A 23,451-nucleotide genomic window follows, 5' to 3' on the forward strand; every position below is an offset into this window, starting at 1 on the left:
TGACATCGTGGCACGGCTCGGGGCGGGGGTGTGCCCCGCACGCTCCGTGATCCCCTTTGTATACCCCTGGGGAAGGGGCTGGTCCAGACCACGCACGGCGGTCAGATGCCCTGCCACTCCGGCTTGTTGGCGTAGGTGTGCCGGAAGTAGTCGGCGAGCTTCAGCTTGGACGCGGCGGCCTCGTCGACGACGACCGTGGCATGGGGGTGCAGCTGCAGCGCGGAGGCCGGGCACACCGCCGCCACCGGCCCCTCGACGGTGGCGGCGACCGCGTCCGCCTTGCCCTCGCCGGTGGCCAGTAGCACCAGGTGGCGGGCCTCCAGGATGGTGCCGATGCCCTGGGTGATGACGTGGTGGGGGACCTGCTCGATGACGCCCCCGAAGAAGCGCGCGTTGTCCACCCGGGTCTGCTCGGTCAGCGTCTTGATCCGGGTGCGGGAGGCCAGGGAGGAGCACGGCTCGTTGAACCCGATGTGCCCGTCCGTGCCGATCCCGAGCAGCTGGAGGTCCACACCGCCGGCCTCGGCCAGCTCCCGCTCGTACGCCTCGCAGGCCCCCTGCACGTCCTCGGCCGTGCCGTCCGGGCCCATGAAGGCGTCCATCCCGATCCCGAGCGGCTCCAGGACCTCGCGCCGGAGCACCGAGCGGTAGGACTCGGGGTGGTCGGCGGGCAGTCCCACGTACTCGTCGAGCTGGGCGATCCGGGCCCGGGAGGTGTCCACGGCGCCGGACTTCACCCGGTGTGCCAGCGCCTCGTAGACGGGCAACGGCGTGGAACCCGTGGCGACGCCCAGCAGGGCGTCGGGCTTGCGCCGCAGGAGCTGTGCCATGGCCTCGGCGATGAGCTCGCCACCCGCCTTGGCGTCCGTAACGATGACAACTTCCACGGTGGGCCTGCCGATCTTCAGGAGGTCTCGACTGGTTCTGGCGCCCGGGTACCCCGGGGCAGGTGGTTTAGACCAATCTCAATCTAGCAGAGAGGCCCCCGCCCTCCCAGGCGAAACCGCCGCCCCTGGAGAGCCGTCGGCCGAATTCGCCCGGCCGTCCGGCCCCGCAGGGGACTCCTACCGGTTAGGCTGCCCGGTGGACGCGCGTGCCTTCGGGTGGGCGCCCACATGACAGCGAAGAACGGCGTCCCAGCGCATTTACACGGGTAGTGGTCTAGTCCACAATGCGTAGCGGGACACAGTAAGCCTGCCTTCCCCGCACAGGAAGGTTGGACCGAGGATCCGGAGCTCTCTGCCCTGACGGCCCCGGTTCCTCATCCTTCGGCCGACCGGGACCGCACACCCCACGGCCGATACTGCTCCGGGCTGCGGTGCCGAAGAGGGTTGAGGGTCCCTCTCAGGCGCCGCGGCCCGCGGGTGTTTTCCGGGGCGCCACCGACCCCCGGGTACGCTCGCTGACGTGCCCTCCATGAACGAGCTCGTACGCCAGCACACCGCCCTCGACGACACCGACCTCGAGTGGCTCCATCTGCTGGTCTCGGAGTGGCAGCTGCTCTCCGACCTGTCCTTCGCCGACCTGGTCCTGTGGGTCCCCACCCGGGACGGCACCCGCTATGTCTCCGTCGCCCAGATGCGGCCCAACACCGGCCCGACCTCGTACCAGGACGACATGGTGGGCCACCTCGTGCCGCGCGGCCGCCGGCCCATGCTGGACGTGGCCCTGGACGAGGGCCGCATCGTGCGCGAGGGCGACCCGGAGTGGCGCGAGGAAGTGCCCGTACGGGTGGAGTCGATCCCCGTACGGCGTGAGGGGCGCGTCCTCGGCGTCATCGCGCGCAACACCAACCTCCTCACCGTGCGCACCCCGAGCCGGCTGGAGCTCACCTATCTCCAGAGCGCCTCCGACCTCGCGCAGATGATCGCGGCCGGAGCCTTCCCGTTCGCGAACCAGCAGCTGGAGATGGACGCCTCGCCCCGGGTGGGCGACGGGCTGATCCGCCTCGACGCCGACGGCATCGTCCAGTACGCCTCGCCGAACGCGCTCTCCGCCTATCACCGCATGGGGCTCGCCGCCGACCTGGTGGGGCATCACCTCGGGCAGACGACCGCCGAACTGGCGCCTTCCCACGGCCCGGTGGACGAGGCGCTGGCCAAGGTGGCCAGCGGCTGGGCGCCGCGCGAGTTCGAGATCGAGGCGCACGACGGGGTGATCCAGTTCCGGGCCATCCCGCTCAAGCCGAAGGGCACCCGGATCGGGTCACTGGTCCTGCTCCGGGACGTCACCGAACTTCGCCGCCGCGAACGTGAGTTGATCACCAAGGACGCGACCATCCGGGAGATCCACCATCGGGTGAAGAACAATCTGCAGACGGTGGCGGCGCTGCTGCGCCTCCAGGCCCGCCGCATCGGTTCCGAGCGCGGGCGCGCGGCGCTGGAGGAGGCCGTCCGGCGGGTGGGCTCCATCGCGATCGTGCATGAGACGCTGTCCCAGAACCTGGACGAGCGGGTGGAGTTCGACGAGATCGCCGACAGGGTCCTCGCGATGGTCGCCGAGATCTCACCGGGCAAGGTGACCGGCCGGCGGTCGGGCCGCTTTGGGATACTCGACGCCGAGGTGGCCACCCCGCTGTCGATGGTGCTGACCGAGATCCTGCAGAACGCCCTGGAGCACGGCTTCGCCGAGGGGGAGACCGGCACGGTCGAGGTGTCCGCGGTCCGCGGCGGCACCTCGAAGGAGGCCCGACTGCTGATCACCGTCCAGGACGACGGCGTGGGTCTGCCCGAGGGCTTCGACCCGCGCACCGCGGGCAACCTCGGTCTGCAGATCGTACGGACGCTGGTGGAGGGTGAGTTGAGCGGCACCTTCGACATGGTCCCGGCCCCGGGCCGGGGGACCAGGGTGCTCCTGGACATCCCGGTGCGGTCGCACAAGTAGCGGGGCACCGCTCGCGCGGACGGCACAGCAAAAGACTCACAGACGGCACAGCAAAAGACCCCGGACCGTGAAGTGGTCCGGGGCTGATGCTCGTTCCTCGGGTTCCCCTGCTCGAGCGGTGCCGAGCACTGCGGGGGAACTGCGCGCTGCGGCTCGGGGGCGGGAGATGCATACGCGATGTATGCGCCGCCAAGCTCAGGCTGTCAGCAGGGGGGTTGTCAGGCGGAGGCCTGACGGGCCCGGTTGCGGGCGGCGCGGCGCTTCATCGCGCGACGCTCGTCCTCGCTGAGACCACCCCAGACGCCGGAGTCCTGACCGGACTCGAGCGCCCACTGGAGGCAGTTCTCGATCACCGGGCAGCGACGGCAGACGGCCTTGGCTTCCTCGATCTGCAGCAGCGCGGGACCGGTGTTGCCGATGGGGAAGAACAGCTCGGGGTCTTCCTCGCGGCAAACGGCGTTGTGACGCCAGTCCATGGCTGCTACCTCTCCTTGGTTAACTGCAAGTGCTTGTGAATGTGAACGCTTTCACGAATCCCCCAACAAGGGAAGGGCCGACCACCAGGTTTCCCCGGCGTGGGTCCTTGGGTTTGTAGAGGGGTTCCGGTGATCTGTGGAGGCCGGTGTTGCGGGCCGTCCCGATCGCCACGTAGAGACTCGCAAACCTCGGCGGCGGATACAACCCCTTCCGAAAAGTTTTTTTTGATTCTTCGGTGTCGACTAGGTCACAGCCGTACTTCCATGGGGTGGATCCTGGCCTAAACGTTCGAGTGAAAGGACTTTGGCCCTTTCTGCTCACACAATCACACGCAGTGCACGGCGTACGCCTGTGAACGTCACGCTGGTTCGCAGCCCCAGGTGGTCACCGTCCATCTGGAGGGGCAGCGGCACCTTCGAATGCAAGGTGAAGCGGGTCAGATCGTGCCGGGAGACCGCGTGCTTCCCGCGCGGTCCGCGCTCCGGGGACGAAGTGAGCAACTGGGTGCCATACCGGGCAACCGCGGCGTTGGACATCCGGCTGAGACCGAAGAGATCCAGGCCGGTATCGAACGACGCCTTGGGCGACGCGTAGATCGGGCGATTGCCGAGAAACGTCCACGGCGAGGTGTTCGAGACTATGGACAGCACCAAGTCGGTGACCGGTTCCTCGCCCGGGTGCTCCAGGGTGATCACCCCGTTCCGGCGGTGCGGATCACCGAGCAGCTGACGGACCACCTGGCGCATGTACAGCGCGTGCGTGGACTTCCTGCCGCGCTCGCGCTGCTGCTCCACCCGGCCGACCACACCGGCGTCGAAGCCCAGCCCCGCGTTGAAGGTGAACCAGCGGGACGGCACGGCCTCGTCCTCCGAGCCCGGTGTGCCCGAGGTCAGACCCAGGCCCACGGTGCGCTGCCGGCCCTCGCGCAGCGCGTCCAGCAGGACGCCCGTCGCCTCCACGGGCTGGTTGGGCAGCCCCAGGGCGCGGGCGAAGACATTGGTGGAACCGCCGGGCACCACGGCGAGGCCGGGCAGGTGCTCGGGGTCGGGGCCCGCGTGCAGCAGGCCGTTGACGACCTCGTTGACCGTGCCGTCCCCGCCGAGGGCCACCACCAGGTCTATCTCGTCGCTCTCCGCGGCCTGCCGGCCCAGGTCGCGTCCGTGCCCCCGGTACTCGGTGGTGACCGCCTCCAGCTTCATCTCGCTGGCGAGGGCGTGGATCAGCACATCGCGCGTGCGCGCACTTGTGGTGGTTGCCGCCGGATTGACCACGAGAAGAGCACGCATGACGTGCAGGGTACCTACTGAGCGGTACCGGGCCCAGACCGAGGCCGGACCGGACCGAAAACCGGGGCGTGAACCTGGCCACGGAAGGCCCCCGCGGCGAGGGCTACCCTTCAGGGGTGAGCAGTGAGCAGACCCCCACCATCACCTCGGACGACACCGGCCCCCGCCCGCGCCGCCTGACGTACGCCGCGGCGCTCGCCGCCCTGGAAGGGCTCGCCCTGGTGGCCGGCGGCGCGTGGCTGCTGGTCCTCGGAGTCGCCGGCGAACCGGACGACCGCGGGCAGGCCGTCACCGGCGGAGTGACGCTGATCGTGCTCGCCCTGCTGCCGCTGCTCGCCGCGCGGGGGCTGCTCGCCCGCCGGAGCTGGAGCCGCGGCCCCGCCGTCATCACGCAACTCATGGCGCTTCCGGTGGCCTACAACATGCTGCGCTCCGACGGTGTGGCCATCCCCGCGGGCATCGCACTGGCCCTGGTCTCCATCACCGCCCTGTTCCTCCTGCTCAACCCCGAAACGACCCAGGCACTGGGCATCCGGGGCCCGGGCAACACAAACGCCTGACCCCGGCGGGCTGACAGCCGCCCTCCGCGGCCGGCTGCCGCAAATCCGCGGGCAGTCGTGCCGCTGGGGCGATGGGGGTCCCCCCGCTCGAGCGAAGCCGAGAGTGGGGGAGGGTGGGCGCGACGGCACCCCGCTTGCGCCGGGCTGCGCACACACCCCCCGGGCACCCGCGCGGCCGGCGTTCAGGCGCCGGGGGGCGAAAAAGCTTGGCCCTGACGGGAGGCAGCCCCGTCCCGCCTCACTCCTCCACGAGCAGCTTCTCCCGCAGCTGGGCCAGGGTGCGGGCCAGCAGCCGGGAGACGTGCATCTGCGAGATGCCGACCTCCTGCGCGATCTGCGACTGGGTCATGTTGCCGAAGAAGCGCAGCAGCAGGATCCGCTTCTCGCGCGGCGGCAGATCCTCCAGCAGCGGCTTCAGCGACTCCCGGTACTCCACGCCCTCCAGCGCCTCGTCCTCGGCGCCGAGGGTGTCGGCGACCGCCGGGGACTCGTCGTCGGTGTCGGGGACGTCCAGGGACAGTGTGGAGTACGCGTTGGCGGACTCCAGGCCCTCCAGGACCTCCTCCTCGGAGATGGCCAGCTTCTCGGCCAGCTCGTGCACCGTGGGGGACCGGCCGTGCAACTGGGACAGCTCCGCCGTGGCCGTGGTCAGTGCCAGCCGGAGCTCCTGGAGCCGGCGCGGCACCCGCACCGCCCAGCCCTTGTCACGGAAGTGCCGCTTGATCTCGCCGACCACCGTGGGCGTGGCGTACGTCGAGAACTCCACGCCCCGGTCCGGGTCGAAGCGGTCGACCGACTTGATCAGCCCGATGGTGGCGACCTGGGTGAGGTCGTCCAGCGGCTCGCCGCGGTTGCGGAAGCGGCGCGCGAGATGCTCGACGAGCGGCAGATGCATGCGCACCAGCCGGTTGCGCAGCTCCGCGTACTCCGGAGTGCCGTCCTGCAGCGTGCGCAGCTCGAGGAACAGGGCGCGCGCCCCGCTGCGGTCCTGCGAGTCGTGGTGCGCGTACGCGCCATGGTTGCCCGGCCCGCCCGGTGTGCTCCGCGCGCTCCGGGCGCCGGACGCCTGCGGCGCCTCGTCCTCGGCGTGTCGCTCGTGCTCGCTCATCGTCCCGCCCGTCGCCCTTCCCCGAGCGCTCGCCTCGTCCCCCGCCTCCCGCGCGGGGGCGCCCCCGTGGCCCGGACCGGTCCCGGCATGCCCGGCCGGAGGCGTGCCCCACACGGCACCGCCGGGCTGCCCGCCGCCCGGGAGGACGGTCTCCACGGAGTCGTCCTCCGGATGCGGCCGGGCCTGCTCGGGGATGCCGTCGATGCCGTCCGGCACGCGCTCGGCCGGCAGCTCCCGTGTGCCGCGTTCTTCGTCCCGCACCGGCCCGTCCTCGCTCCTCACGCCGGCCCGGGTCCCGCGCCGCGCTGTTTGTAGAGGCTGATCGACACCGTCTTGTCCTCGTCCACGGCCGAGGAGACCTTGCCCGCGAGCGCGGACAGGACGGTCCAGGCGAAGGTGTCCCGCGAAGGGGCGTGACCGTCCGTGGTCGGCGCCGAGACGGTCACCTCGAGCGAGTCGTCGACGAGCCGGAAGACACAGCTGAGCACCGACCCCGGCACGGCCTGCTGAAGCAGGATCGCGCAGGCCTCGTCGACCGCGATGCGCAGGTCCTCGATCTCGTCGAGGGTGAAGTCCAAACGGGCCGCGAGGCCGGCCGTGGCCGTACGCAGCACCGACAGGTAGGCCCCCGCGGCCGGCAGCCGGACTTCCACGAAGTCCTGGGTCGCGGGCTCGCCTGCGATGTGGGACACCCTCACCTCCAAGGTGGTACAAGCGTTTCAGGGCCGGTTCGCCCTCGGGTAACGCGCTACGTGGTTCAGCGGTGACGCTATCGCGCTCTCGGCGCTCCTGTCCCGGGACCCCAACCCGCTGCTGTCACTCATAGTAAAACCGTGGATACGCTGCGTGGCTAGGGGTCTGCGGCCCCAAAAGGGAAGAGCGCGCGCCGCATTGACGTACCCAGACGTCAGACGGTCGAACCGTCCGGCACCGGGACCGCCTCGGGTCACACGAGTACGTGATCGACGAAGCACCAGCGCCAGTCCTCGCCGGGTTCCAGGCTCCGCATCACCGGGTGGCCGGTTTCTCTGTGGTGCTCCGTGGCATGCCGGCGCGGCGAGGAGTCGCAGCATCCCACGTGGCCGCAGGTGAGACAGAGGCGCAGCTGCACCGGATCGGTACCGGCGCGCACACACTCCGGACATGTCTGACCGAGCGGCATGGGTTCCGGGTGCGGCAGCGCGTCGGCGTGCGTGCACTGTTTCATGAGTGCCAGATTACGACGCGCCCGTGGGTGACCGCGCGGAAAAACGAGGGTGGGCCCGGCATGGATGTGATGCCCCTTCTGCTGCTGGTGGCGGGCAGTGCCGCGATCGCGGCCGCCGCCCGGCGCACGCCGGTGCCGGCGCCGCTGCTGCTGGTCGCGGCCGGCCTGGCGGTCAGCTACCTCCCCGGCGTGCCCAATTACACCCTCGACCCGGACATCGTGCTGCCGCTCCTCCTGCCGCCGCTGCTGTACACGGCGGCGACCGAGAGCTCCTACCTCGACCTGCGGGCGCAGCTGCGGCCGGTGGCGCTGCTGTCCGTGGGGTACGTGCTGTTCGCGACCTTCGCCGTCGGCTGGGTGCTGCATCTGCTCGTGCCTGCCCTGCCGCTCACCGCGGCGCTGGTGTTCGGCGCCGTGGTGGCCCCGCCGGACGCGGTCGCGGCGACGGCGGTGGCCCGCCGGGTGGGCCTGCCGTCCCGGATCACCACCATCCTCCAGGGCGAGTCCCTGCTGAACGACGCCACCGCGATCACCGCCTTCCGGGTGGCGCTGGCGGCCGCCGTCGGCGAGGGCGCGACCTGGGCCGGGGGAGTGGGGGAGTTCCTGCTCGCGGCGGTCGGCGGGGCGGCCGTCGGCCTGGTGCTGATGGCACCGCTGCACTGGCTGCGCGTTCATGTGAAGGAGCCGCTGCTGCAGAACACGCTCTCCCTGCTGATCCCGTTCGTCGCGTACGCCACCGCCGAGCAGGTGCACGCCTCCGGTGTGATCGCCGTCGTGGTCGTCGCCCTCTATCTGGGGCACCGCGCGTGGGAGGTCGACTTCGCCACCAGGCTCCAGGAGGAGGCGGTGTGGAAGATGGTCGCCTTCGTCCTGGAGTCCGCGGTGTTCGCGCTGATCGGGCTGCAACTGCCCGTCGTCCTCAAAGGGCTCGGCCCGCACGCGGGCGCGGAAGCCGCCTGGTACGCCCTCGTCGTCTTCGTGGTGGTCGTCGTCGTACGGTTCCTCTGGGTGTACCCGGCGACCTGGCTGCCTCCGATGGTTTCGGCGAAGATCCGCGAACGCGAGGGGAAACCCGGCTGGAAGGGCCCCTTCGTGATCGCGTGGGCCGGCATGCGCGGGGTGGTCTCGCTGGCCATCGCCTTCTCGATCCCCCTCACCGCCGAGGGCGAGGACTTCCCGCACCGCAACCTGCTGCTCTTCCTGACCTTCACCACCGTCATCGGCACCCTGGTCGTGCAGGGCCTGACGCTGCCCCTGCTGGTCCGCCGGCTGAAGCTCCCGAGGCCTGACACGCGGGCCGAGACGCTGGCGGAGGCCAACGCCCAGGCCCAGGCGTCCAGGGCCGCCGAGCAACGCCTCGACGAGCTGCTGTCCGACGACCGCAACGCCCTGCCGGGCCCCCTCGCCGACCGCCTGCGCTCCGTCCTGGAACGCCGCCGCAACGCCGTCTGGGAACGGCTCGGCCAGGTCAACCCTGTCACCGGGGAGTCGGTCGACGACACCTACCGGCGGCTGTCCCGGCAGGTGATCAGCGCGGAGCGCGAGGTGTTCGTCAGGCTGCGCGACGCCCGCTACATCGACGACGAGATGCTCCGGACCCTGCTGCGCCGCCTGGACCTGGAGGAAGCGGCGGCGTACCGGGAGGCGAGCTAGCCAGGCACTGCCGTTGGGGGCGTCAAGCGGGGAACGGGCGGCCCGTGATCACCGCGGCGACCGTGCTCCCGCGCGGGAAGGCGTTCTCCTCGGCCAGGGCGACAAGGGCGTAAAGCAGTTTGGCGACATAGACGCGTTCCACGGGGACACCGTGGCGGTGCTCGAAGTCCTCGGCGAACGCCGTGAGTTCGGGCGTGGTGCGCGCGTAGCCGCCGAAATGGAAACGGTCGTCGAGGCTCCACTCACCGCGCGGGCCGCCGAACGCCCCGGTCTGCAGGTCCCGTATCCGGTCGCCGAGGAAGCCGCCCCTGAGCACCGGTATGCCCAGCACGCGCATGCCGGCACCGGCACCGGCGGCCAGTCCCGCGAGCGTGCCGCCGGTGCCGCAGGCGACAGCGGCCACGTCCGCGTGACCGGTCAGTTCCGTCCCAAGGGCCCGGCAGCCGCGCACCGCGGCGGGGTTGCTGCCGCCCTCGGGCACCACGTACGCGTCCACGGCGTCCGCCGCGCGCAGGACGGCGGCCAGGATCCCCGGGTCGCTCTTGCGGCGGTACGCCGACCGTTCGACGAAGTGCAGCCGCATGCCGTCGGCCGCGCAGCGGGCCAGCGACGGATTGAGCGGGCGCCCTGCGAGTTCCTCGCCGCGCACCACACCGACCGTGGGCAGGCCGAGCAGCCGGCCGGCGGCGGCCGTGGCCCGCAGATGGTTGGAGTAGGCGCCGCCGAAGGTGAGCACGGTCCGCCCGGCCGCCGCCGCGAGGTTCGGCGCGAGTTTGCGCCACTTGTTGCCGACCAGCTCCGGGTGGATCAGATCGTCCCGCTTCAGCAGCAGCCGGACCCCACGCCGGGCGAACCGCTCGTCCACGACCTCCCGCAGCGGCGAGGGCAGCCGCGGCCGCAAGCCCGCGAGGGCGCCGGAGCCGGGGTCGTCGGAGCTGGTCACACGGCCATTGTCCCCTGCCGCTCACGCGGCCCGCACCGGCGGCCGGCCCGGCGTTCGGCGCCGCACGCGGGGGTGTCACCTCAGCCGGTCACCGATCCGCGTCCTCATCGACGTCATCGAGAACCCGCGCGGGTCCACCTTCCCCGGCTGCCACTCCCGGTGCCCGATGACGGACCGCTCGTTCCAGCCGTGATGGCGGCAGACCGCGGCCGCGGCCTTCTCGATCGCCTCCAGCTGGGCCGCCGGCCAGGGATCCTCGCCGTCGCCCAGGTTCTCGCACTCGAAGCCATAGAAGTGCCGGTTGCCGTCAGTGTTCGCCTCGTTGTCCGGCGGCAGGCTCTGCTCCGCGATCACCGCGCGCAGTACGTCGTCGTCGCCGAGCCCCGCGTGGTTGGCCCGGCCGTAGCCGACGAGGTGGACCCGGCCGTCCTTGGTGATCACCCCGTGGCACAGCGGACCCGGCAGACCCTCGTAGCCCTTGCGGCAGATCTCCACCGTTCTGGCGCTGCCCTTGGTCACCGTGTGGTGGATCATCACGCCGTGCACCGGACCCCAGGGGCCCTTGTGGTTCCGGTTGTGGTTGCGCCAGTCGCCGACCTCGACGACCGTGAGGCCCTCCGCCTTCAGTGCGCGCAGGAACGCGCTTGCGGACATGGGTGGGGCCATGACCGCCCTCCTTCGTGCCGTACGACGGCCGCCGTCCGCGACCGCCTGGTACATGGCCTATACCTAAAAGGAACGAGTTCAACTACTCGTTCGGGCCCTGTGCGAGCCGATCCGGACAACTTCCTTCCGCTCTCGGGTCATGGCAACGGCGCCCCATGTGTGCCCACCCGTCCCAAGATCCAACCCCGCTCGATCGGGTAATGGCGCGGGCACGCTGAGTGAGGAACGCTTGATCACGCAGGGCGATGCCCGGCGCGGCCGGGCTTCGATCACCATTGGGGAGGGCAGTTCTCTATGTCGGTAGGCGAAGAGGTCCGCACGGAGCAGGCCAGGCAGCAGCAGAGTCTCGGCACGGCCGCCGCGCGGAACCTGGCCACTACGACCAAGTCCGTGCCGCAGATGCAGGAGATCAGCTCACGCTGGCTGCTGCGCATGCTGCCCTGGGTCGATGTGCAGGGCGGTACGTACCGGGTCAACCGCCGCCTGACGTACGCCGTGGGTGATGGCCGGATGACGTTCGTGAAGACCGGCGACCGCGTCGAGATCATCCCGGCGGAGCTGGGCGAGCTGCCGGCGCTGAGGTCCTACGAGGACGAGGAGGTGCTGGCCGAACTGGCCTCCCGCTGCCGGCAGCGGGAGATCGGGGCCGGCCAGGTGATCGCCTCCTTCGGCAGCCCGGCCGACGAGGTCTACCTCCTGGCGCACGGCAGGGTGGAGCGGGTCGGCACCGGCCCCTACGGCGAGGACGAATCCCTCGGCGTCCTCGCCGACGGCGCCTACTTCGGCGAGCAGGCCCTGATGGACGAGGACGCCATCTGGGAGTACACCGCCCGCACCCTCACCGCGTGCACCGTGCTGGTGCTGCCCCGTGAGGCCGTCGAACAGGTCGCCGAGCGGTCGGACACCCTGCGTGAGCACATGAGCAGCCGGAGGGTGTCCGTCCCCGGACAACGCACCAACAAGTACGGCGAGAAGGAGATCGACCTCGCGGCCGGGCACAGCGGTGAGCCGGACATCCCGCACACCTTCGTCGACTACGAGGCCAGGCCGCGCGAGTACGAACTCAGCGTCGCCCAGACCGTGCTGCGCATCCACACCCGCGTGGCCGACCTCTACAACCAGCCCATGAACCAGACGGAACAGCAGATCCGGCTGACCGTGGAGGCCATGAAGGAGCGCCAGGAGCACGAACTCGTCAACAACCGCGACTTCGGCCTGCTCCACAACTGCGAGTACGACCAGCGGATCCAGCCGCACGACGGTGTACCGGGCCCCGACGACATGGACGAACTGCTCAGCAGGCGCCGCGGGACACGGCTGCTGCTCGCCCATCCGCGCGCGATCGCCGCGTTCGGCCGCGAGCTCAACAAGCGGGGCCTCGTCCCGGAGACCATCGACATGGGCGGCAACCGCATCCCCACCTGGCGCGGGGTGCCCATCTTCCCGTGCAACAAGATCCCCGTGACCGACGCCCGTACGACCTCCATCATCGCCCTGCGCACCGGAGAGGAGGAGCAGGGCGTCATCGGCCTGCGGGCCGCCGGCATCCCCGACGAGATCGAGCCGAGTCTGTCCGTGCGGTTCATGGGCATCAACGAACAGGCCATCATCAAGTACCTGGTCACGGCCTACTATTCGGCCGCGGTGCTGGTACCGGACGCGCTCGGCGTCCTGGAGAACGTCGAGATCGGCCGCTGGCGGTGACCGTCGGCCAGCTCCCGCGCCGCATGCCGTGTCCCCGCCCGTCCGGGCGGGTACATCTCGGACGTACGTGCTCGACGGGTGCGCAAGCGCCATCCCTCCGCCCCTCCACCGAGCCGGACCCAGGGGGAAGCCGATGACGGAGTCCATCACGGAGCCGAAAACGGGGCGTACGACGGAGCGCAGGACCAGGACCACGAGGGAGCAGGAGCCGCGCCCCGGTGACGGGCACGAGGCGACGCTGCTGCTGGAGCGGGCGCGGGCCGCGGTGGACCCGGTGCTGAGGGTGGCCATCGGCTCGCTGCCCGACCCGATGCGCCGGATCGCGCTCTATCACTTCGGCTGGGAACACGCGGACGGCACTCCGGCCCAGGGAGGCTCGGGCAAGGCGATCCGCCCCGCGTTGGTGCTCGCCGCGGCCTCCGCGACCGGCGGTCCCACCGCCCGCGCGGCGGCCGTACGGGCGGCGGCGGCCGTGGAACTGGTCCACAACTTCACGCTGTTGCACGACGACGTGATGGACCGGGACACCACCCGCCGCCACCGGCCCACCGTGTGGACGGTGTTCGGGGACGCCGACGCGATCCTCGCCGGGGACGCCCTGCAGGCGCTCGCGCTGCGGTTGCTCGCCGAGGACCCCCATCCGGCGGGCCGGGCGGCGGTGGCCCGGCTCGCGGGCTGCGTCATTGAACTGTGCGCGGGCCAGCACGCGGACACGGCCATGGAGCGGAGCGCCCCCGAGGAGGTCACCCTCGCCGAGACGCTCGCCATGGCCGAGGCCAAGACCGGTGCGCTGCTCGGCTGCGCCTGCGCTATCGGGGCGCTGTACGCGGACGCCGGGGACGCGGAGGTGGCGGCCATGGACGCGTTCGGCCGGGCCGCCGGGCTGGCCTTCCAGCTCATCGACGACGTGATCGGCATATGGGGTGACCCCCGCCTCACCGGCAAGCCCGCCGGCGCGGATCTCGCCGCCCGCAAGAAGTCCCTGCCGGTGGTCGCCGCGCTCACCTCCGGCACGCCGGCGGGCGCGGAACTCGCCGCGCTGTACGCGGCTCCGCACCGGAAGGAGACCCTGGAACACATCGCCCGGACCGTGGAACGGGCGGGCGGCCGGGACTGGGCGCAGACCCAGGCGGCCGACCGGATGGCCCGGGCGATGCAGGAAGTGGCCCGCGCGGTGCCCGACCCGGAAGCGGCGGGCGGGCTGCTGGCGCTGGCCGAGTTCGTGACCCGGCGCAGCACCTGACGGCCGGCCGGCCGTCCCCGTCGCCCCCTTGTCCCCGGAACCGCGTAAGGCCGCGCTGACCCCGACCCGCGCGGCCCGCGTGGCTCCGGCCGGCGGGTCCCGCACTTCCCCACGGTGTGCGGGGCCCGTCTCCCCGGGGCCGCCCCCCGATAGGCTCAACCCCCGCACGGGCAGCGACGGTTGGGACGAAGGGGCGGACATGGGTGTGGCGATCCGGACGGCTGGGGACGACGACCGGGAGCTGATAGTCCGGCTTCTCGACCAGGCGTTCCAGGACGACCCGGTCAGTGGCTGGGTCTTCCCCGGCGAGGAGTACCGCCGCACCACCCATCACCGGCTCATGGCGGCGTTCACCGATATCGTCCTCGCCGACGGGCGGGTCGACATCACCGAGGACGGCGCGGCCTGCGCGCTGTGGATGTCCGTACCGGCGGACGACCCCGGTCACGACGACCAGCACACCGACGAACAGCACGACGACTTCGTGCGGATGCGCGAGGCCGTCGACCCGGACAACGAGCGCGTCGAGCTGATCGGGCGGCTCACGGCCGGTATCCACCCCTCCGGGCGGGCCCACGAGTACCTGTGGATGATCGGGGTCGTTCCCGGCCGGCAGGGCGAAGGCCTCGGCACCGCGCTGATCGGTTCCGTCCTCGAGCGCTGCGACCGGGAGGGGCGGGCGGCCTATCTCGAGGCGAGCAGCGAGCGCAGCCGCCTGCTGTACGAACGTCTCGGCTTCGAGACGGCCGGTGAGCCCCTCGCCCTTCCGGACGGCCCGCACATGTGGCCCATGTGGCGCGAGCCCCGTACGACGCCCTGATACCCCGGTCTCTTAATCCCTTGCGACCACTACGCTCGAAGTACTACAACTGAAGTTGTCTAACACGAGTGCCGCCTACGGGAAGAGATCGCGTTGCGAAAGCTCACGTACTTCATCGCCTGCTCGATCGACGGCTTCATCGGGGACCCGGAGGGCGACGCATCGGCCATGGTCTCCCTGGTCGACGAGGAGTTCTTCGAGTTCCTCAAGACGGAGTACCCGGAGACCCTGCCCACGGTCGGCCGCCGCCCGCTCGGCCTGGACCACCTGCCGAACAAGCGGTTCGACACGATCATCCAGGGCCGGGCCAGTTACGACCTGGCCCTGAAGGACGGAATCACCAGCCCCTACGCCCACCTGCGCGAATTCGTCGCCTCCCGCACGCTGGGGGAGTCGCCCGACCCGAACGTCGAGATCATCGCGGACGACCTGGTCGGCCGGGTGCGCGCGCTGAAGGCGGAGGACAGCGCGTACGACATCTATCTGTGCGGTGGCGCCAGGCTCGCCGGCGCGCTGGTCGACGAGATCGACGAAATGATCATCAAGACGTACCCCATCGTGCAGGGGTCCGGCATGCCGATGTTGGAGGCCGGCTTCTCGATCACCGACTTCGCACTGGAGTCGGTGCGCACGTTCGGCAACGGGGTCATGGTGCGGACGTACAGCAGGAAGCATTGACCGGCCACCGGGCCTACCCTGAGGGCATGGGCAGCGAACAACCGGTCTGTCCCGCCTGCGGACAGCCCGTGGAGAAGATCGTCGGGCGCCACAAGACGCTGGGCGTATGGGTCCCGGTATGGGTGCCCGGCCCATGCCGCAACCGGGAGTGCGAGAAGTCCCCGGACCATGAAGCCGACGCCGCGGCACCTCCGGAGCCCGGAGCGGTCCGGAGAAACACGGAAGGCGAGGCCCCCACGGCCCGCTAGCCGGCTAGCGCCGCACCCCCTCCGTCTCCGATCGGGGTGTGCGGAGAGAGGGCCTTCTTCCGTCATGCGCTGGAGCAGGATGCGTACCGGGAGCCCGGCCGGCGGCTTCACCACATGGAACTCGGGCACAGAGCCCGGCACGGAAACCCAGTCGCTCAGAAGACCGCTCCAGAAAACAACTGACCCGCGGGCGACCGCAGTACGCGGAGCCCCTCCTCGCGGCCGGCCGGTCGATGAAGGCGTATGTCCAGCGGACGGTCACCGGCTCGGGCGTTGCATGAAGCGCAGCATGTTGCCCGCGGGGTCGCGGAAGGCGCAGTCGCGTACCCCGTACGGCTGGTCCACCGGCTCCTGGAGCACGTCCCCGCCGGCGGCCCTGACCCGCTCGAAGAGGGCGTCGCAGTCGGTGGTGGTGAAGTTGACGCCGCGCAGCATGCCCTTGGCCAGCAGCTCCGCCATTGCCTGCTTGTCACCGGGGGAGGCGTCCGGGTTCGCGGCGGGCGGCTCCAGCACGATCTCCACGTCCGGCTGCTCCGGCGAGGCCACCGTCACCCACCGCATCCCCTCGAACCCCACGTCGTTGCGGACCTCGAGCCCCAGGACGTCACAGTAGAAGGCCAGCGCCTTGTCGTGATCGTCGACGGCGATGAAGCACTGGGCGAGTTTCACGTCCGTTCCTGTGTCCATACGCCCACGCTAGAAGGTTTCAGCTCGGATTGACCCGGGCCCGGCCCCGGACCGGACGGGTGTATATCCGCGCGACACACGGCGGGATCACCGCGCTCTCGTCGTGCGACCGGGCCCGGTACGCGCTCGGCGTCTCCCCGACCAGCTCGGTGAAGCGCGAGCTGAACGAACCGAGCGAGGTGCAGCCGACCGCCAGACACACCTCGGTCACCGAGAGGTCGCCCCGCCGCAGCAGCGCCTTGGCCCGCTCGATGCGCCGGGTCATGAGATAGGCGTACGGCGTCTGCCCGTACGCCGCGCGGAAGCTGCGCTGGAAGTGGCCGGGCGACATCAGCGCGGTCCGCGCGAGCTCCGTGATGTCGAGCGGTTCGGCGTACTCCCGGTCCATCCGGTCCCGCGCCCGCCGCAGCCGCACCAGATCCTCCAGCTCCATCCGCCCAGCATCCCACGCCCCGCCAGGTCACCCGGGACCGAGCCGGCGGATCTCCTCCAGGGGATACGGGGTCCTTCTGCTCCTGCTCCGGAACGCGTGGTTGAACTCGGACACCACCGCGGCGACCGGCGCATGCCGGGCGAGGAGGGCCGCGGCCGTCTCCGGTATCCCTCGGGGACGCTCGCCCTCGGCAAGGGCGCGCACCAGCGCGCGGCGGCCCTCGCGGTCCTCCCTCCGGAGCCCGCACACGGCGGTGACCAGCCAGTTCACCAGATAGGTGGCGGTGTAGCAGTGGTCGTACGTCCGATGCCGGTCGAAGAAGTGGGCCTCGTCGGGCGACAGGTCGAACGCCGAGGAGAAGGCGAGGCCGTAGTCGGCGAAGTAGAGGCGCCGGCCGTCGGTCAGGATGTTCTCGAAATGCGCGTCGAAGTGCAGCAGCCCGCGGCTGTTCATGAACGAGACGCCCGCCGCCAGGCCCTCCTCCACCATCGCGCAGGCCCGGTCGGCCATCTCGCCGCCCGCTGCCACCCGGCTGCCCAGCCACTGGTGCACGTTCTGCGGGATGTACTCCAGGAACAGCGCGAGACCGGCCGGGGACTCCTCCAGGGCCCGGATCCGGCGGCGCACCTGTGATGCGCCGCCCCAGTAGGCCACGGCCCGTTCGACGTCGGCCAGTTCCTCCGGCAGCGGCGCCGAGCCCGGCAGCACCCGCCAGTGGTACATCAGCGGGAAGCCGTCGTGTTCCGCCGTGAGCACCCAGTCCGTCGTCATGATGTGCGCGGCGAGTTCCCGCCAGGCCCCGAAGCCCGGTCCGCCGAGCGCGCCGACGCCGTAGTGGCAGAACACGGGGAGCTCGAACAGGTTCGCCGTGGAGTGGATGTGCTCCGGTCGCAGCTCCGTCCGGGTGAGCGGCACCCGCTTCACGAAGACCGGGCTCCCGGCGACCTCGATCAGCGCCGACGTCCCGCCGATGCCGGCTCCGACCGGGACGGCCCCGTCCACCAGCCTGCGCAGCGCGTGGTCGTCGCAGCGGGCCAGGGCCGTGGAGACGGCGGCGTGAGCGGACAGCCGCGCCTCGCGCGACAGACCGGGGCTCTCCACCGTCGCCTCCGCCGGGATGTGCGTAAAGGACCGCACCCGGCCCGCCATGGACGCCGTGGACGGCGGTCCCGGGGGCCGGGTGCGGTGCGGACAGACGCCGCAGTACGTAAGGAAGCGCAAGGCCACCCATCAAGGGTCAGGCCTGCTTGGTCTCCCGGAAGATCTTGTCGATCTGGGCGATGTAGTCCAGGGCCTTCTGGCCGGTGGCCGGGTCCGTGGAGGCCTTGGCGGCCGACAGGGCCTTCAGGGTGTCGTTGACCAGCTGGTGCAGCTCCGGGTACTTCTCGAAGTGCGGGGGCTTGAAGTAGTCGCTCCACAGCACGGAGACGTGGTGCTTCGCCAGCTCGGCGCGCTGCTCCTTGATGAACGTGGCCCGGGCCTGGAAGTGCGGGTCGTCGTTGCCGGCCATCTTCTCCTGGGTGGCCTTCACCGACTCCGCCTCGATGCGGGCCTGGGCCGGGTCGTATACGCCGCAGGGCAGGTCGCAGTGGGCGCTGACCTTGACCTTGGGGGCAAACAGGCGGGAAAGCATGGAGCGTTTCCTTCCTCGTGATCGTCTTCTCAGACTGGACATTACTCCGTGGCGGACGGCTTTTCGCGAGTGCCCCCGCGGGCTTAGGACAAAAGTCCGGGGTCAGACTGAGACTGGTGGAGGAAAGAACCGGGGAGGTGCCGGGAGATGCCGGAGTTGTCGCAGGACGCCGAGCGGGCGAGGGCGCCGCTGCCCTTCGGGCTGGCCGAGGTGACGGGGCCGTCCATGGTGCCCACGCTGCACCACGGGGACCGGCTCCTGGTGCACTACGGCGCCCGGGTGAAACGCGGTGACGTGATCGTGCTGCGGCATCCGTTCCAGCAGGACCTGCTGGTCGTCAAGCGGGCCGCCGAGCGGCGCGACGGCGGCTGGTGGGTGCTCGGGGACAACGCGTACGCGGGCGGGGACAGCACCGACTACGGGGTGGTGCCCGACGAACTGGTGCTCGGCCGGGTCCGCTTCCGTTACCGGCCGCGCAGCTCCGAGCGGCGCTCGCCGCTGGCGGTGGTGGCCTGGGTGTTGTCGTCGGCGCGGCCCGTGCTCTCCGGCCGGTCGGCCTCCAGGCGTTTGCGCGCGCGGTAGGCGGCCACGTTGGCGCGGGTGGCGCAGCGGTCGGAGCAGTAGCGGCGGGAGCGGTTGGTCGAGGTGTCCAGGTAGGCGTTGCGGCAGGGCGCCGCCTGGCACAGACCGAGGCGGTCCACGCCGTACTCCGTGAGATGGAAGGCGAGGCCCATCGCGGCGATGGCGGCATAACCGGCGGTCGCGTTGGAGGGGTGGTCGGCCAGGTGCATGTGCCACAGCGGGCGGCCGTCGTCGTCGCGGAAGTCGTGGCCGGAGATCTGCGGGCTGACGGGGAACTCCAGCAGCAGCGAGTTCAGCAGGTCGACGGCGAGTGTCTCGTCGCCGCCGTCCGCCGCCTCGAACACCGAGCGGAGCCTGGCCCGGACCGAGCGGAAGCGGGTCACATCGGCCTCGGTGGCGCGCCGGGCGGCCGACTGGTTCCCGCCGAACAGGTCGCGGACCGCCTCGACCGAGGTCAGCGTGTCCTTCCCCCGGGCCGGTTCCTCGGTGTTGACGAGGCGAACGGCGTAGTCCGAGTAATAGGCCAGTTCCACTTGTAGTCCTTACGCAGGGGCTCTATGGTCGTGCGTGCGGTCGGGTAACAGACGGTCGTACTGCAAGGGTATTACGTGACGTGGGCGAGGGAGGGGCTCGATGACGGACGCGCACACCACCACGGCCGCCGCCGACTGGCAGGCCTGGCAGGAGAGCTGGGACCGCCAGCAGGAGTGGTACATGCCCGACCGCGAGGAGCGGTTCCGGATCATGCTGGACATGGTGGAGGCCCTCGTCGGCACCGCCCCGCGCGTGCTGGACCTCGCCTGCGGCACGGGCAGCATCACCGCCCGGCTGCTTGCCCGCTTCCCGGACGCCACCAGCACCGGCGTCGATCTCGACCCGGCGCTGCTCACGATCGCCGAGGGCACCTTCGCGGACGACGAGCGGGTCACCTTCGTCACCGCCGACCTCAAGGACCCCGGGTGGACGCGGGCGCTGCCGCACGACTCCTACGACGCCGTCCTGACCGCGACGGCCCTGCACTGGCTGCACCAGGAACCCCTCGCGGACCTGTACGGGCACATCGCGGGCCTGGTCCGCGACGGCGGTGTCTTCATGAACGCGGACCACATGATCGACGACACCACGCCCCGGATCAACGCGGCGGAGCGGTCCCAGCGGCACGCGCGTATGAATCAGGCCACGTCGGAGGGCGCCCTCGACTGGGCACAGTGGTGGCAGCTCGCCGCGAAGGACCCGGTCCTTGCCGGACCCACGGCCCGCCGGTTCGAGATCTACGGCGACCACGCGGACGGCGACACGCCGTCGGCGGAGTGGCACGCGCGGGTGCTGCGCGAGAAAGGCTTCGGCGAGGCTCGGCCGGTGTGGTGCTCGCCGTCGGACACGCTGCTGCTGGCGCTGAGGTAGAACGTAGAACGTAGAACACGGACGAAGGGGCGGTACGGATCATCCGTACCGCCCCTTCGCCCGTGCGCGGGACCGCGGTCAGAGCACCTTGGACAGGAACGACTTGGTGCGGTCGTGCTGCGGGTTGGTCAGCACCTCGCGCGGGTGGCCGGACTCGACGACCACGCCGTCGTCCATGAACACCAGCGAGTCGCCCACCTCCCGGGCGAAGCCCATCTCGTGGGTGACGACGATCATCGTCATGCCGTCCTCGGCGAGGTCGCGCATGACGTCGAGGACCTCACCGACGAGCTCCGGGTCGAGCGCCGAGGTGGGCTCGTCGAAGAGCATCAGCTTGGGCTGCATCGCCAGCGCGCGGGCGATGGCGACGCGCTGCTGCTGACCGCCGGACAGCTGGGCGGGGTAGTGGCCCGTGCGGTCGCCGAGACCGACCCGGTCCAGCAGCCGCTCCGCACGCTCCCGGGCCACGGCCTTGGTCTCCCGCTTGACCTGGACCGGGGCCTCCATGACGTTCTCCAGCGCCGTCATGTGGGGGAAGAGGTTGAAGCGCTGGAACACCATGCCGATGTCCCGTCGCTGCGCCGCGACCTCCTTCTCCTTGAGCTCGTAGAGCTTGTCGCCCTTCTGCCGGTAGCCGACCAGTTGACCGTCGACGGACAGCCGGCCGGCGCTGATCTTCTCCAGGTGGTTGATGCACCTGAGGAAGGTCGACTTGCCGGAGCCGGAGGGACCGATGAGGCAGAACACCTCGCCGGACTTGACCTCCAGGTCGATGCCTTTGAGGACCTCGACCTGGCCGAAGGACTTGTGGACGCCCTCGGCCTTGACCATGGGGATGACGGTGTCCTTCACGGGCGCGTCCGTCTTGCCGAGCTTCTCGCTCATGCCGCGCCTCCCTTCGGGCGGCCAAGGGACAGGGTGCTGGCCTTCACCTTCTGCCACGGAGTCTGCGGCAGCTGGCGGAGAGTGCCCTTGGCGTAGTGGCGTTCCAAGTAGTACTGGCCGACGCTGAAGATTGATGTCACGAGCAGGTACCAGGCGGCGGCGAGAAACAGCATTTCGGCCGGTGCGCCGGAAGTCTGTCCGATGTCCTGGGCGGCGCGGAGCAACTCGGGATACTGCACGACCGACACCAGCGAGGTCGTCTTCAGCATGTTGATGACCTCGTTGCCCGTCGGCGGCACGATGACGCGCATGGCCTGTGGGATGACGATGCGGCGCAGTGTCTTCGAGTGACTCATGCCCAGGGCGTGCGCTGCCTCGGTCTGACCCTCGTCGACCGCGAGCAGACCGGCCCGGCAGATCTCCGCCATGTACGCGGCCTCGTTGAGGCCCAGGCCCAGCAGCGCCGTCAGGAACGGGGTCATGAAGTCCGACCACTCGTCCTTGTAGAACGGCCCGAGGTTGATGTACTCGAAGACCAGGCCCAGGTTGAACCAGACGATCAGCTGCACCAGGACCGGGGTGCCGCGGAAGAACCAGATATAGAACCACGCGATCGAGGAGGTCACGGGATTCTTCGACAGGCGCATCACGGCCAGCAGGATGCCGCCGACGATGCCGATCGCCATGGCCAGCAGGGTGAGCAGCAGCGTCTTGCCGACACCGCTGAGGATGCGGTCGTCGAAGAAGTAGTCGGGAATCGTGTCCCAGTTGATCCTGCCCTGGGAGAACGCGTAGACGACCCCGGTCAGCAGGGCGAGCGCCACGACGGCGGAGACGTACCTCCCGTAGTGCCGGACCGGGACGGCCTTGATGGCCTCCGGTCCGGCCGGGGGCGTGCCGTCCGGACCCGTCGTCTTGTCGATGTCAACAGTCACGGGTGTTGCCTTTCAGTGCCGCGTCGTCGCGGTCACTTGCCGCCGTTGATGGTGGCCTTGTCGACGGCGCCCTCAGCGACGCCCCACTTGTCCATGATCTTCTGGTACTCGCCGTTCTCGATGATGGCGTTCAGCGCGGCCTGGAGGGCGTCCCGCAGCTGGGTGTCGCCCTTGGCGACCGCGATGCCGTACGGGGCGGCCTCCACCTGCTCACCGACCATCTGGAAGTCGTTGCCGCCGCCTGAGGTCTTCACCGCGTACGCGGCCACCGGGAAGTCGGAGGAGCCGGCGTCGGCGCCGCCCGCGCGCAGGCGCGTCTGCGCCTGCTGGTCGTTGTCGAAGGCCTCGATGGTGAGCTTCTTACCCGCCGGGCACTTCTCGGCCTCGGCCTTGGCGAGGTCCTCGGAGACCGTGCCGCGCTGGAGCACGATCTTCTTGCCGCACAGATCGGACCAGGTCTTGATGCCCTGGTCGTCGCCCTTCTTGGTGTAGATCGAGACACCGGCGGTGAAGTAGTCGACGAAGTCGACGCCCTCGCCGACCTTCTTGCCGGTCTCGGAGTCGACGCCGTTCTGGCGGTCCTTGGTGTCGGTCATCGCGGACATGGCGATGTTGTAGCGGCCCGAACGCAGGCCGGTGATCAGCGTGTCGAACGTGCCGTTCTCGAACTCGAACTTCACGCCGAGCTGCTTGCCCATGGCGTCGGCGAGGTCGGGGTCGATACCGACGACCTTGCCGGAGTCGTCCTTGAACTCGACCGGGGCGTACGCGATGTCGGAGCCGACCTTGATGACGCCCGCGTCGCGTATCTCCGTGGGGAGCTTGCCTGCCAGCGGGGCGGACTTCGTCGCCTCGTCGCCGGTGCTGTCCGAGCCGCTGTTCTTGGTCTGGTCACCGCAACCGGTGAGAATCAGTGCGCCTGCGACCGCGATCGCGCCGACCGCTGCAATCCGGGAGCGTGCGGCGGTGGTACGACGGGTGGTGCTTGCGGTCATGGTGGGTTCCTCCGGCGGATGGGTGGAGTTGCCGATGGGGCCGGCGACTGCCTGGACGGCATCGCCACGGTCGGAGAGCACACGCCTTCGAGTGTCGCGACCTCGTGTTATTACCGCATCTTGCCATTTGGGCTGCGCCATTCAGGGAGGCGGCGATGTCAAAATCGGATAACGGGTAGCACTCGAACCGGCCCAATCCGCTCCAACATGGCCGGACAGTCTGCGGAAATCGTCCATTCCGGCCGGAAGATCTTCGGCGGGATCCGTGCTATGGCCGTGGCCTCCGTGAGCTTTGGTGCGCTTGTGGGCTTGCCGGGAGTTCCCGAAGGTCTTGTCCTGATATCGGGCGATGCTTCAGGGCGCCGGCATGTGACCTTCGCGTTATGGACTCGTCGCCGACGGCGTTCGTCCGGTAAGAAGG

At 70.3% G+C, this 23,451-nt stretch carries 26 protein-coding genes and 1 pseudogene; 10 read left to right on the top strand and 17 right to left on the bottom strand.

Annotated features, from left to right (window positions below):
• Nucleotides 1-101: 101 nt before the first annotated feature.
• Nucleotides 102-887: a glucosamine-6-phosphate deaminase gene (gene nagB / locus AB0L56_RS03390; RefSeq protein WP_365418367.1), complete on the bottom strand. Its 786-nt coding sequence runs from the start codon at nt 885-887 to the stop codon at nt 102-104.
• A gap of 529 nt (nt 888-1,416) precedes the next feature.
• On the opposite strand from nagB, the gene AB0L56_RS03395 reads away from it, so the two are divergent.
• On the top strand, nt 1,417-2,883 hold the full coding sequence (locus AB0L56_RS03395) for a PAS domain-containing sensor histidine kinase (protein WP_361029245.1): 1,467 nt from the start codon (nt 1,417-1,419) through the stop codon (nt 2,881-2,883).
• 218 nt (nt 2,884-3,101) lie between these two features.
• Here the strand turns inward: AB0L56_RS03395 and AB0L56_RS03400 are convergent, their stop codons facing one another.
• Together AB0L56_RS03400 and AB0L56_RS03405 are read right to left on the bottom strand one after the other, a co-directional pair.
• Nucleotides 3,102-3,359, bottom strand: coding sequence for a WhiB family transcriptional regulator (locus AB0L56_RS03400; RefSeq protein WP_037937783.1), 258 nt, complete (start codon nt 3,357-3,359; stop codon nt 3,102-3,104).
• A 318-nt stretch (nt 3,360-3,677) separates the two neighbouring features.
• Nucleotides 3,678-4,646 (bottom strand): diacylglycerol kinase family protein, encoded by a 969-nt coding sequence (locus AB0L56_RS03405; RefSeq protein WP_361029064.1) that lies wholly within the window; start codon nt 4,644-4,646, stop codon nt 3,678-3,680.
• Nucleotides 4,647-4,762: 116 nt separating this feature from the next.
• On the opposite strand from AB0L56_RS03405, the gene AB0L56_RS03410 reads away from it, so the two are divergent.
• On the top strand, nt 4,763-5,206 hold the full coding sequence (locus AB0L56_RS03410; protein WP_365418371.1) for a hypothetical protein: 444 nt from the start codon (nt 4,763-4,765) through the stop codon (nt 5,204-5,206).
• Nucleotides 5,207-5,444: 238 nt separating this feature from the next.
• On the opposite strand, the gene AB0L56_RS03415 is transcribed toward AB0L56_RS03410, so the two are convergent.
• From AB0L56_RS03415 to AB0L56_RS03425, 3 genes are all read right to left on the bottom strand, one after another.
• Entirely contained in the window at nt 5,445-6,575 is a 1,131-nt protein-coding gene (locus AB0L56_RS03415; protein ID WP_365418374.1) for an RNA polymerase sigma factor SigF, read from the bottom strand.
• A 17-nt stretch (nt 6,576-6,592) separates the two neighbouring features.
• On the bottom strand, nt 6,593-7,006 hold the full coding sequence (locus AB0L56_RS03420) for an anti-sigma regulatory factor (protein WP_166002247.1): 414 nt from the start codon (nt 7,004-7,006) through the stop codon (nt 6,593-6,595).
• A 254-nt stretch (nt 7,007-7,260) separates the two neighbouring features.
• Nucleotides 7,261-7,521, bottom strand: coding sequence for a UBP-type zinc finger domain-containing protein (locus AB0L56_RS03425; RefSeq protein ID WP_365418377.1), 261 nt, complete (start codon nt 7,519-7,521; stop codon nt 7,261-7,263).
• Between the two features lie 60 nt (nt 7,522-7,581).
• On the opposite strand from AB0L56_RS03425, the gene AB0L56_RS03430 reads away from it, so the two are divergent.
• Nucleotides 7,582-9,174: a Na+/H+ antiporter gene (locus AB0L56_RS03430; RefSeq protein WP_365418380.1), complete on the top strand. Its 1,593-nt coding sequence runs from the start codon at nt 7,582-7,584 to the stop codon at nt 9,172-9,174.
• A gap of 22 nt (nt 9,175-9,196) precedes the next feature.
• Here AB0L56_RS03430 and AB0L56_RS03435 read toward each other — a convergent pair whose 3' ends face one another.
• Both AB0L56_RS03435 and AB0L56_RS03440 read right to left on the bottom strand, forming a co-directional pair.
• Complete coding sequence (locus AB0L56_RS03435) at nt 9,197-10,117, bottom strand: pyridoxal-phosphate dependent enzyme (protein ID WP_365418383.1); 921 nt, start codon at nt 10,115-10,117, stop codon at nt 9,197-9,199.
• 75 nt (nt 10,118-10,192) lie between these two features.
• On the bottom strand, nt 10,193-10,783 hold the full coding sequence (locus AB0L56_RS03440; RefSeq protein ID WP_361029046.1) for an N-acetylmuramoyl-L-alanine amidase: 591 nt from the start codon (nt 10,781-10,783) through the stop codon (nt 10,193-10,195).
• Between the two features lie 294 nt (nt 10,784-11,077).
• Here AB0L56_RS03440 and AB0L56_RS03445 point away from each other — a divergent pair, with 294 nt between their 5' ends.
• The 5 genes from AB0L56_RS03445 to AB0L56_RS03465 all read left to right on the top strand — a co-directional run bounded on the left by AB0L56_RS03445 (nt 11,078) and on the right by AB0L56_RS03465 (nt 15,476).
• Nucleotides 11,078-12,487 carry a family 2B encapsulin nanocompartment shell protein gene (locus tag AB0L56_RS03445; protein WP_365418385.1) on the top strand — a complete coding sequence of 470 codons (1,410 nt, stop codon included), beginning with the start codon at nt 11,078-11,080 and terminating at the stop codon, nt 12,485-12,487.
• 133 nt (nt 12,488-12,620) lie between these two features.
• Nucleotides 12,621-13,730: a family 2 encapsulin nanocompartment cargo protein polyprenyl transferase gene (locus tag AB0L56_RS03450; RefSeq protein ID WP_365418388.1), complete on the top strand. Its 1,110-nt coding sequence runs from the start codon at nt 12,621-12,623 to the stop codon at nt 13,728-13,730.
• A gap of 199 nt (nt 13,731-13,929) precedes the next feature.
• Nucleotides 13,930-14,550 (top strand): GNAT family N-acetyltransferase, encoded by a 621-nt coding sequence (locus AB0L56_RS03455; RefSeq protein ID WP_365418391.1) that lies wholly within the window; start codon nt 13,930-13,932, stop codon nt 14,548-14,550.
• Nucleotides 14,551-14,643: 93 nt separating this feature from the next.
• Complete coding sequence (locus AB0L56_RS03460) at nt 14,644-15,228, top strand: dihydrofolate reductase family protein (RefSeq protein WP_365418394.1); 585 nt, start codon at nt 14,644-14,646, stop codon at nt 15,226-15,228.
• A gap of 26 nt (nt 15,229-15,254) precedes the next feature.
• The gene (locus AB0L56_RS03465; protein ID WP_365418396.1) at nt 15,255-15,476 is read left to right on the top strand and encodes a hypothetical protein; all 222 of its coding nucleotides are present in this window, start codon (nt 15,255-15,257) and stop codon (nt 15,474-15,476) included.
• A 30-nt stretch (nt 15,477-15,506) separates the two neighbouring features.
• Here the strand turns inward: AB0L56_RS03465 and AB0L56_RS03470 are convergent.
• The 5 genes and pseudogenes from AB0L56_RS03470 to sodN form a co-directional block, all read right to left on the bottom strand.
• A pseudogene (locus AB0L56_RS03470) lies at nt 15,507-15,656 on the bottom strand (VOC family protein); the annotation flags it as partial.
• A gap of 78 nt (nt 15,657-15,734) precedes the next feature.
• Entirely contained in the window at nt 15,735-16,163 is a 429-nt protein-coding gene (locus AB0L56_RS03475; protein ID WP_361029029.1) for a VOC family protein, read from the bottom strand.
• Nucleotides 16,164-16,182: 19 nt separating this feature from the next.
• On the bottom strand, nt 16,183-16,596 hold the full coding sequence (locus AB0L56_RS03480; RefSeq protein ID WP_361029026.1) for a helix-turn-helix transcriptional regulator: 414 nt from the start codon (nt 16,594-16,596) through the stop codon (nt 16,183-16,185).
• Nucleotides 16,597-16,623: 27 nt separating this feature from the next.
• On the bottom strand, nt 16,624-17,682 hold the full coding sequence (locus tag AB0L56_RS03485) for a protein kinase family protein (RefSeq protein WP_365418861.1): 1,059 nt from the start codon (nt 17,680-17,682) through the stop codon (nt 16,624-16,626).
• Between the two features lie 151 nt (nt 17,683-17,833).
• On the bottom strand, nt 17,834-18,229 hold the full coding sequence (gene sodN, locus AB0L56_RS03490; protein ID WP_361029020.1) for a superoxide dismutase, Ni: 396 nt from the start codon (nt 18,227-18,229) through the stop codon (nt 17,834-17,836).
• Nucleotides 18,230-18,376: 147 nt separating this feature from the next.
• On the opposite strand from sodN, the gene sodX reads away from it, so the two are divergent.
• Nucleotides 18,377-18,811 (top strand): nickel-type superoxide dismutase maturation protease, encoded by a 435-nt coding sequence (gene sodX, locus AB0L56_RS03495; protein ID WP_361029017.1) that lies wholly within the window; start codon nt 18,377-18,379, stop codon nt 18,809-18,811.
• Here sodX and AB0L56_RS03500 read toward each other — a convergent pair.
• The gene (locus AB0L56_RS03500; protein ID WP_361029014.1) at nt 18,694-19,344 is read right to left on the bottom strand and encodes a CGNR zinc finger domain-containing protein; all 651 of its coding nucleotides are present in this window, start codon (nt 19,342-19,344) and stop codon (nt 18,694-18,696) included. The two genes, sodX and AB0L56_RS03500, sit on opposite strands and share 118 nt — an antisense overlap.
• A gap of 100 nt (nt 19,345-19,444) precedes the next feature.
• Here AB0L56_RS03500 and AB0L56_RS03505 point away from each other — a divergent pair, with 100 nt between their 5' ends.
• Complete coding sequence (locus AB0L56_RS03505) at nt 19,445-20,215, top strand: class I SAM-dependent methyltransferase (protein WP_365418402.1); 771 nt, start codon at nt 19,445-19,447, stop codon at nt 20,213-20,215.
• A 78-nt stretch (nt 20,216-20,293) separates the two neighbouring features.
• Here the strand turns inward: AB0L56_RS03505 and AB0L56_RS03510 are convergent, their stop codons facing one another.
• Genes AB0L56_RS03510 through AB0L56_RS03520 form a run of 3 tightly spaced genes read right to left on the bottom strand, consistent with a single transcriptional unit; the run spans nt 20,294 to nt 23,030 of the window.
• Nucleotides 20,294-21,100, bottom strand: a complete 807-nt coding sequence (locus tag AB0L56_RS03510) for an amino acid ABC transporter ATP-binding protein (protein WP_361029008.1) — start codon at nt 21,098-21,100, stop codon at nt 20,294-20,296.
• Entirely contained in the window at nt 21,097-22,035 is a 939-nt protein-coding gene (locus tag AB0L56_RS03515) for an amino acid ABC transporter permease (RefSeq protein ID WP_361029005.1), read from the bottom strand. Before AB0L56_RS03515 ends, AB0L56_RS03510 begins: the two co-directional genes overlap by 4 nt.
• Before the next feature lie 32 nt (nt 22,036-22,067).
• Entirely contained in the window at nt 22,068-23,030 is a 963-nt protein-coding gene (locus tag AB0L56_RS03520) for an ABC transporter substrate-binding protein (RefSeq protein WP_365418406.1), read from the bottom strand.
• Nucleotides 23,031-23,451: the final 421 nt, after the last annotated feature.

Origin of the sequence: Streptomyces sp. NPDC052079, from assembly GCF_040680275.1 — a bacterium.
In the GTDB taxonomy this organism is placed as follows: Bacteria; Actinomycetota; Actinomycetes; order Streptomycetales; family Streptomycetaceae; genus Streptomyces.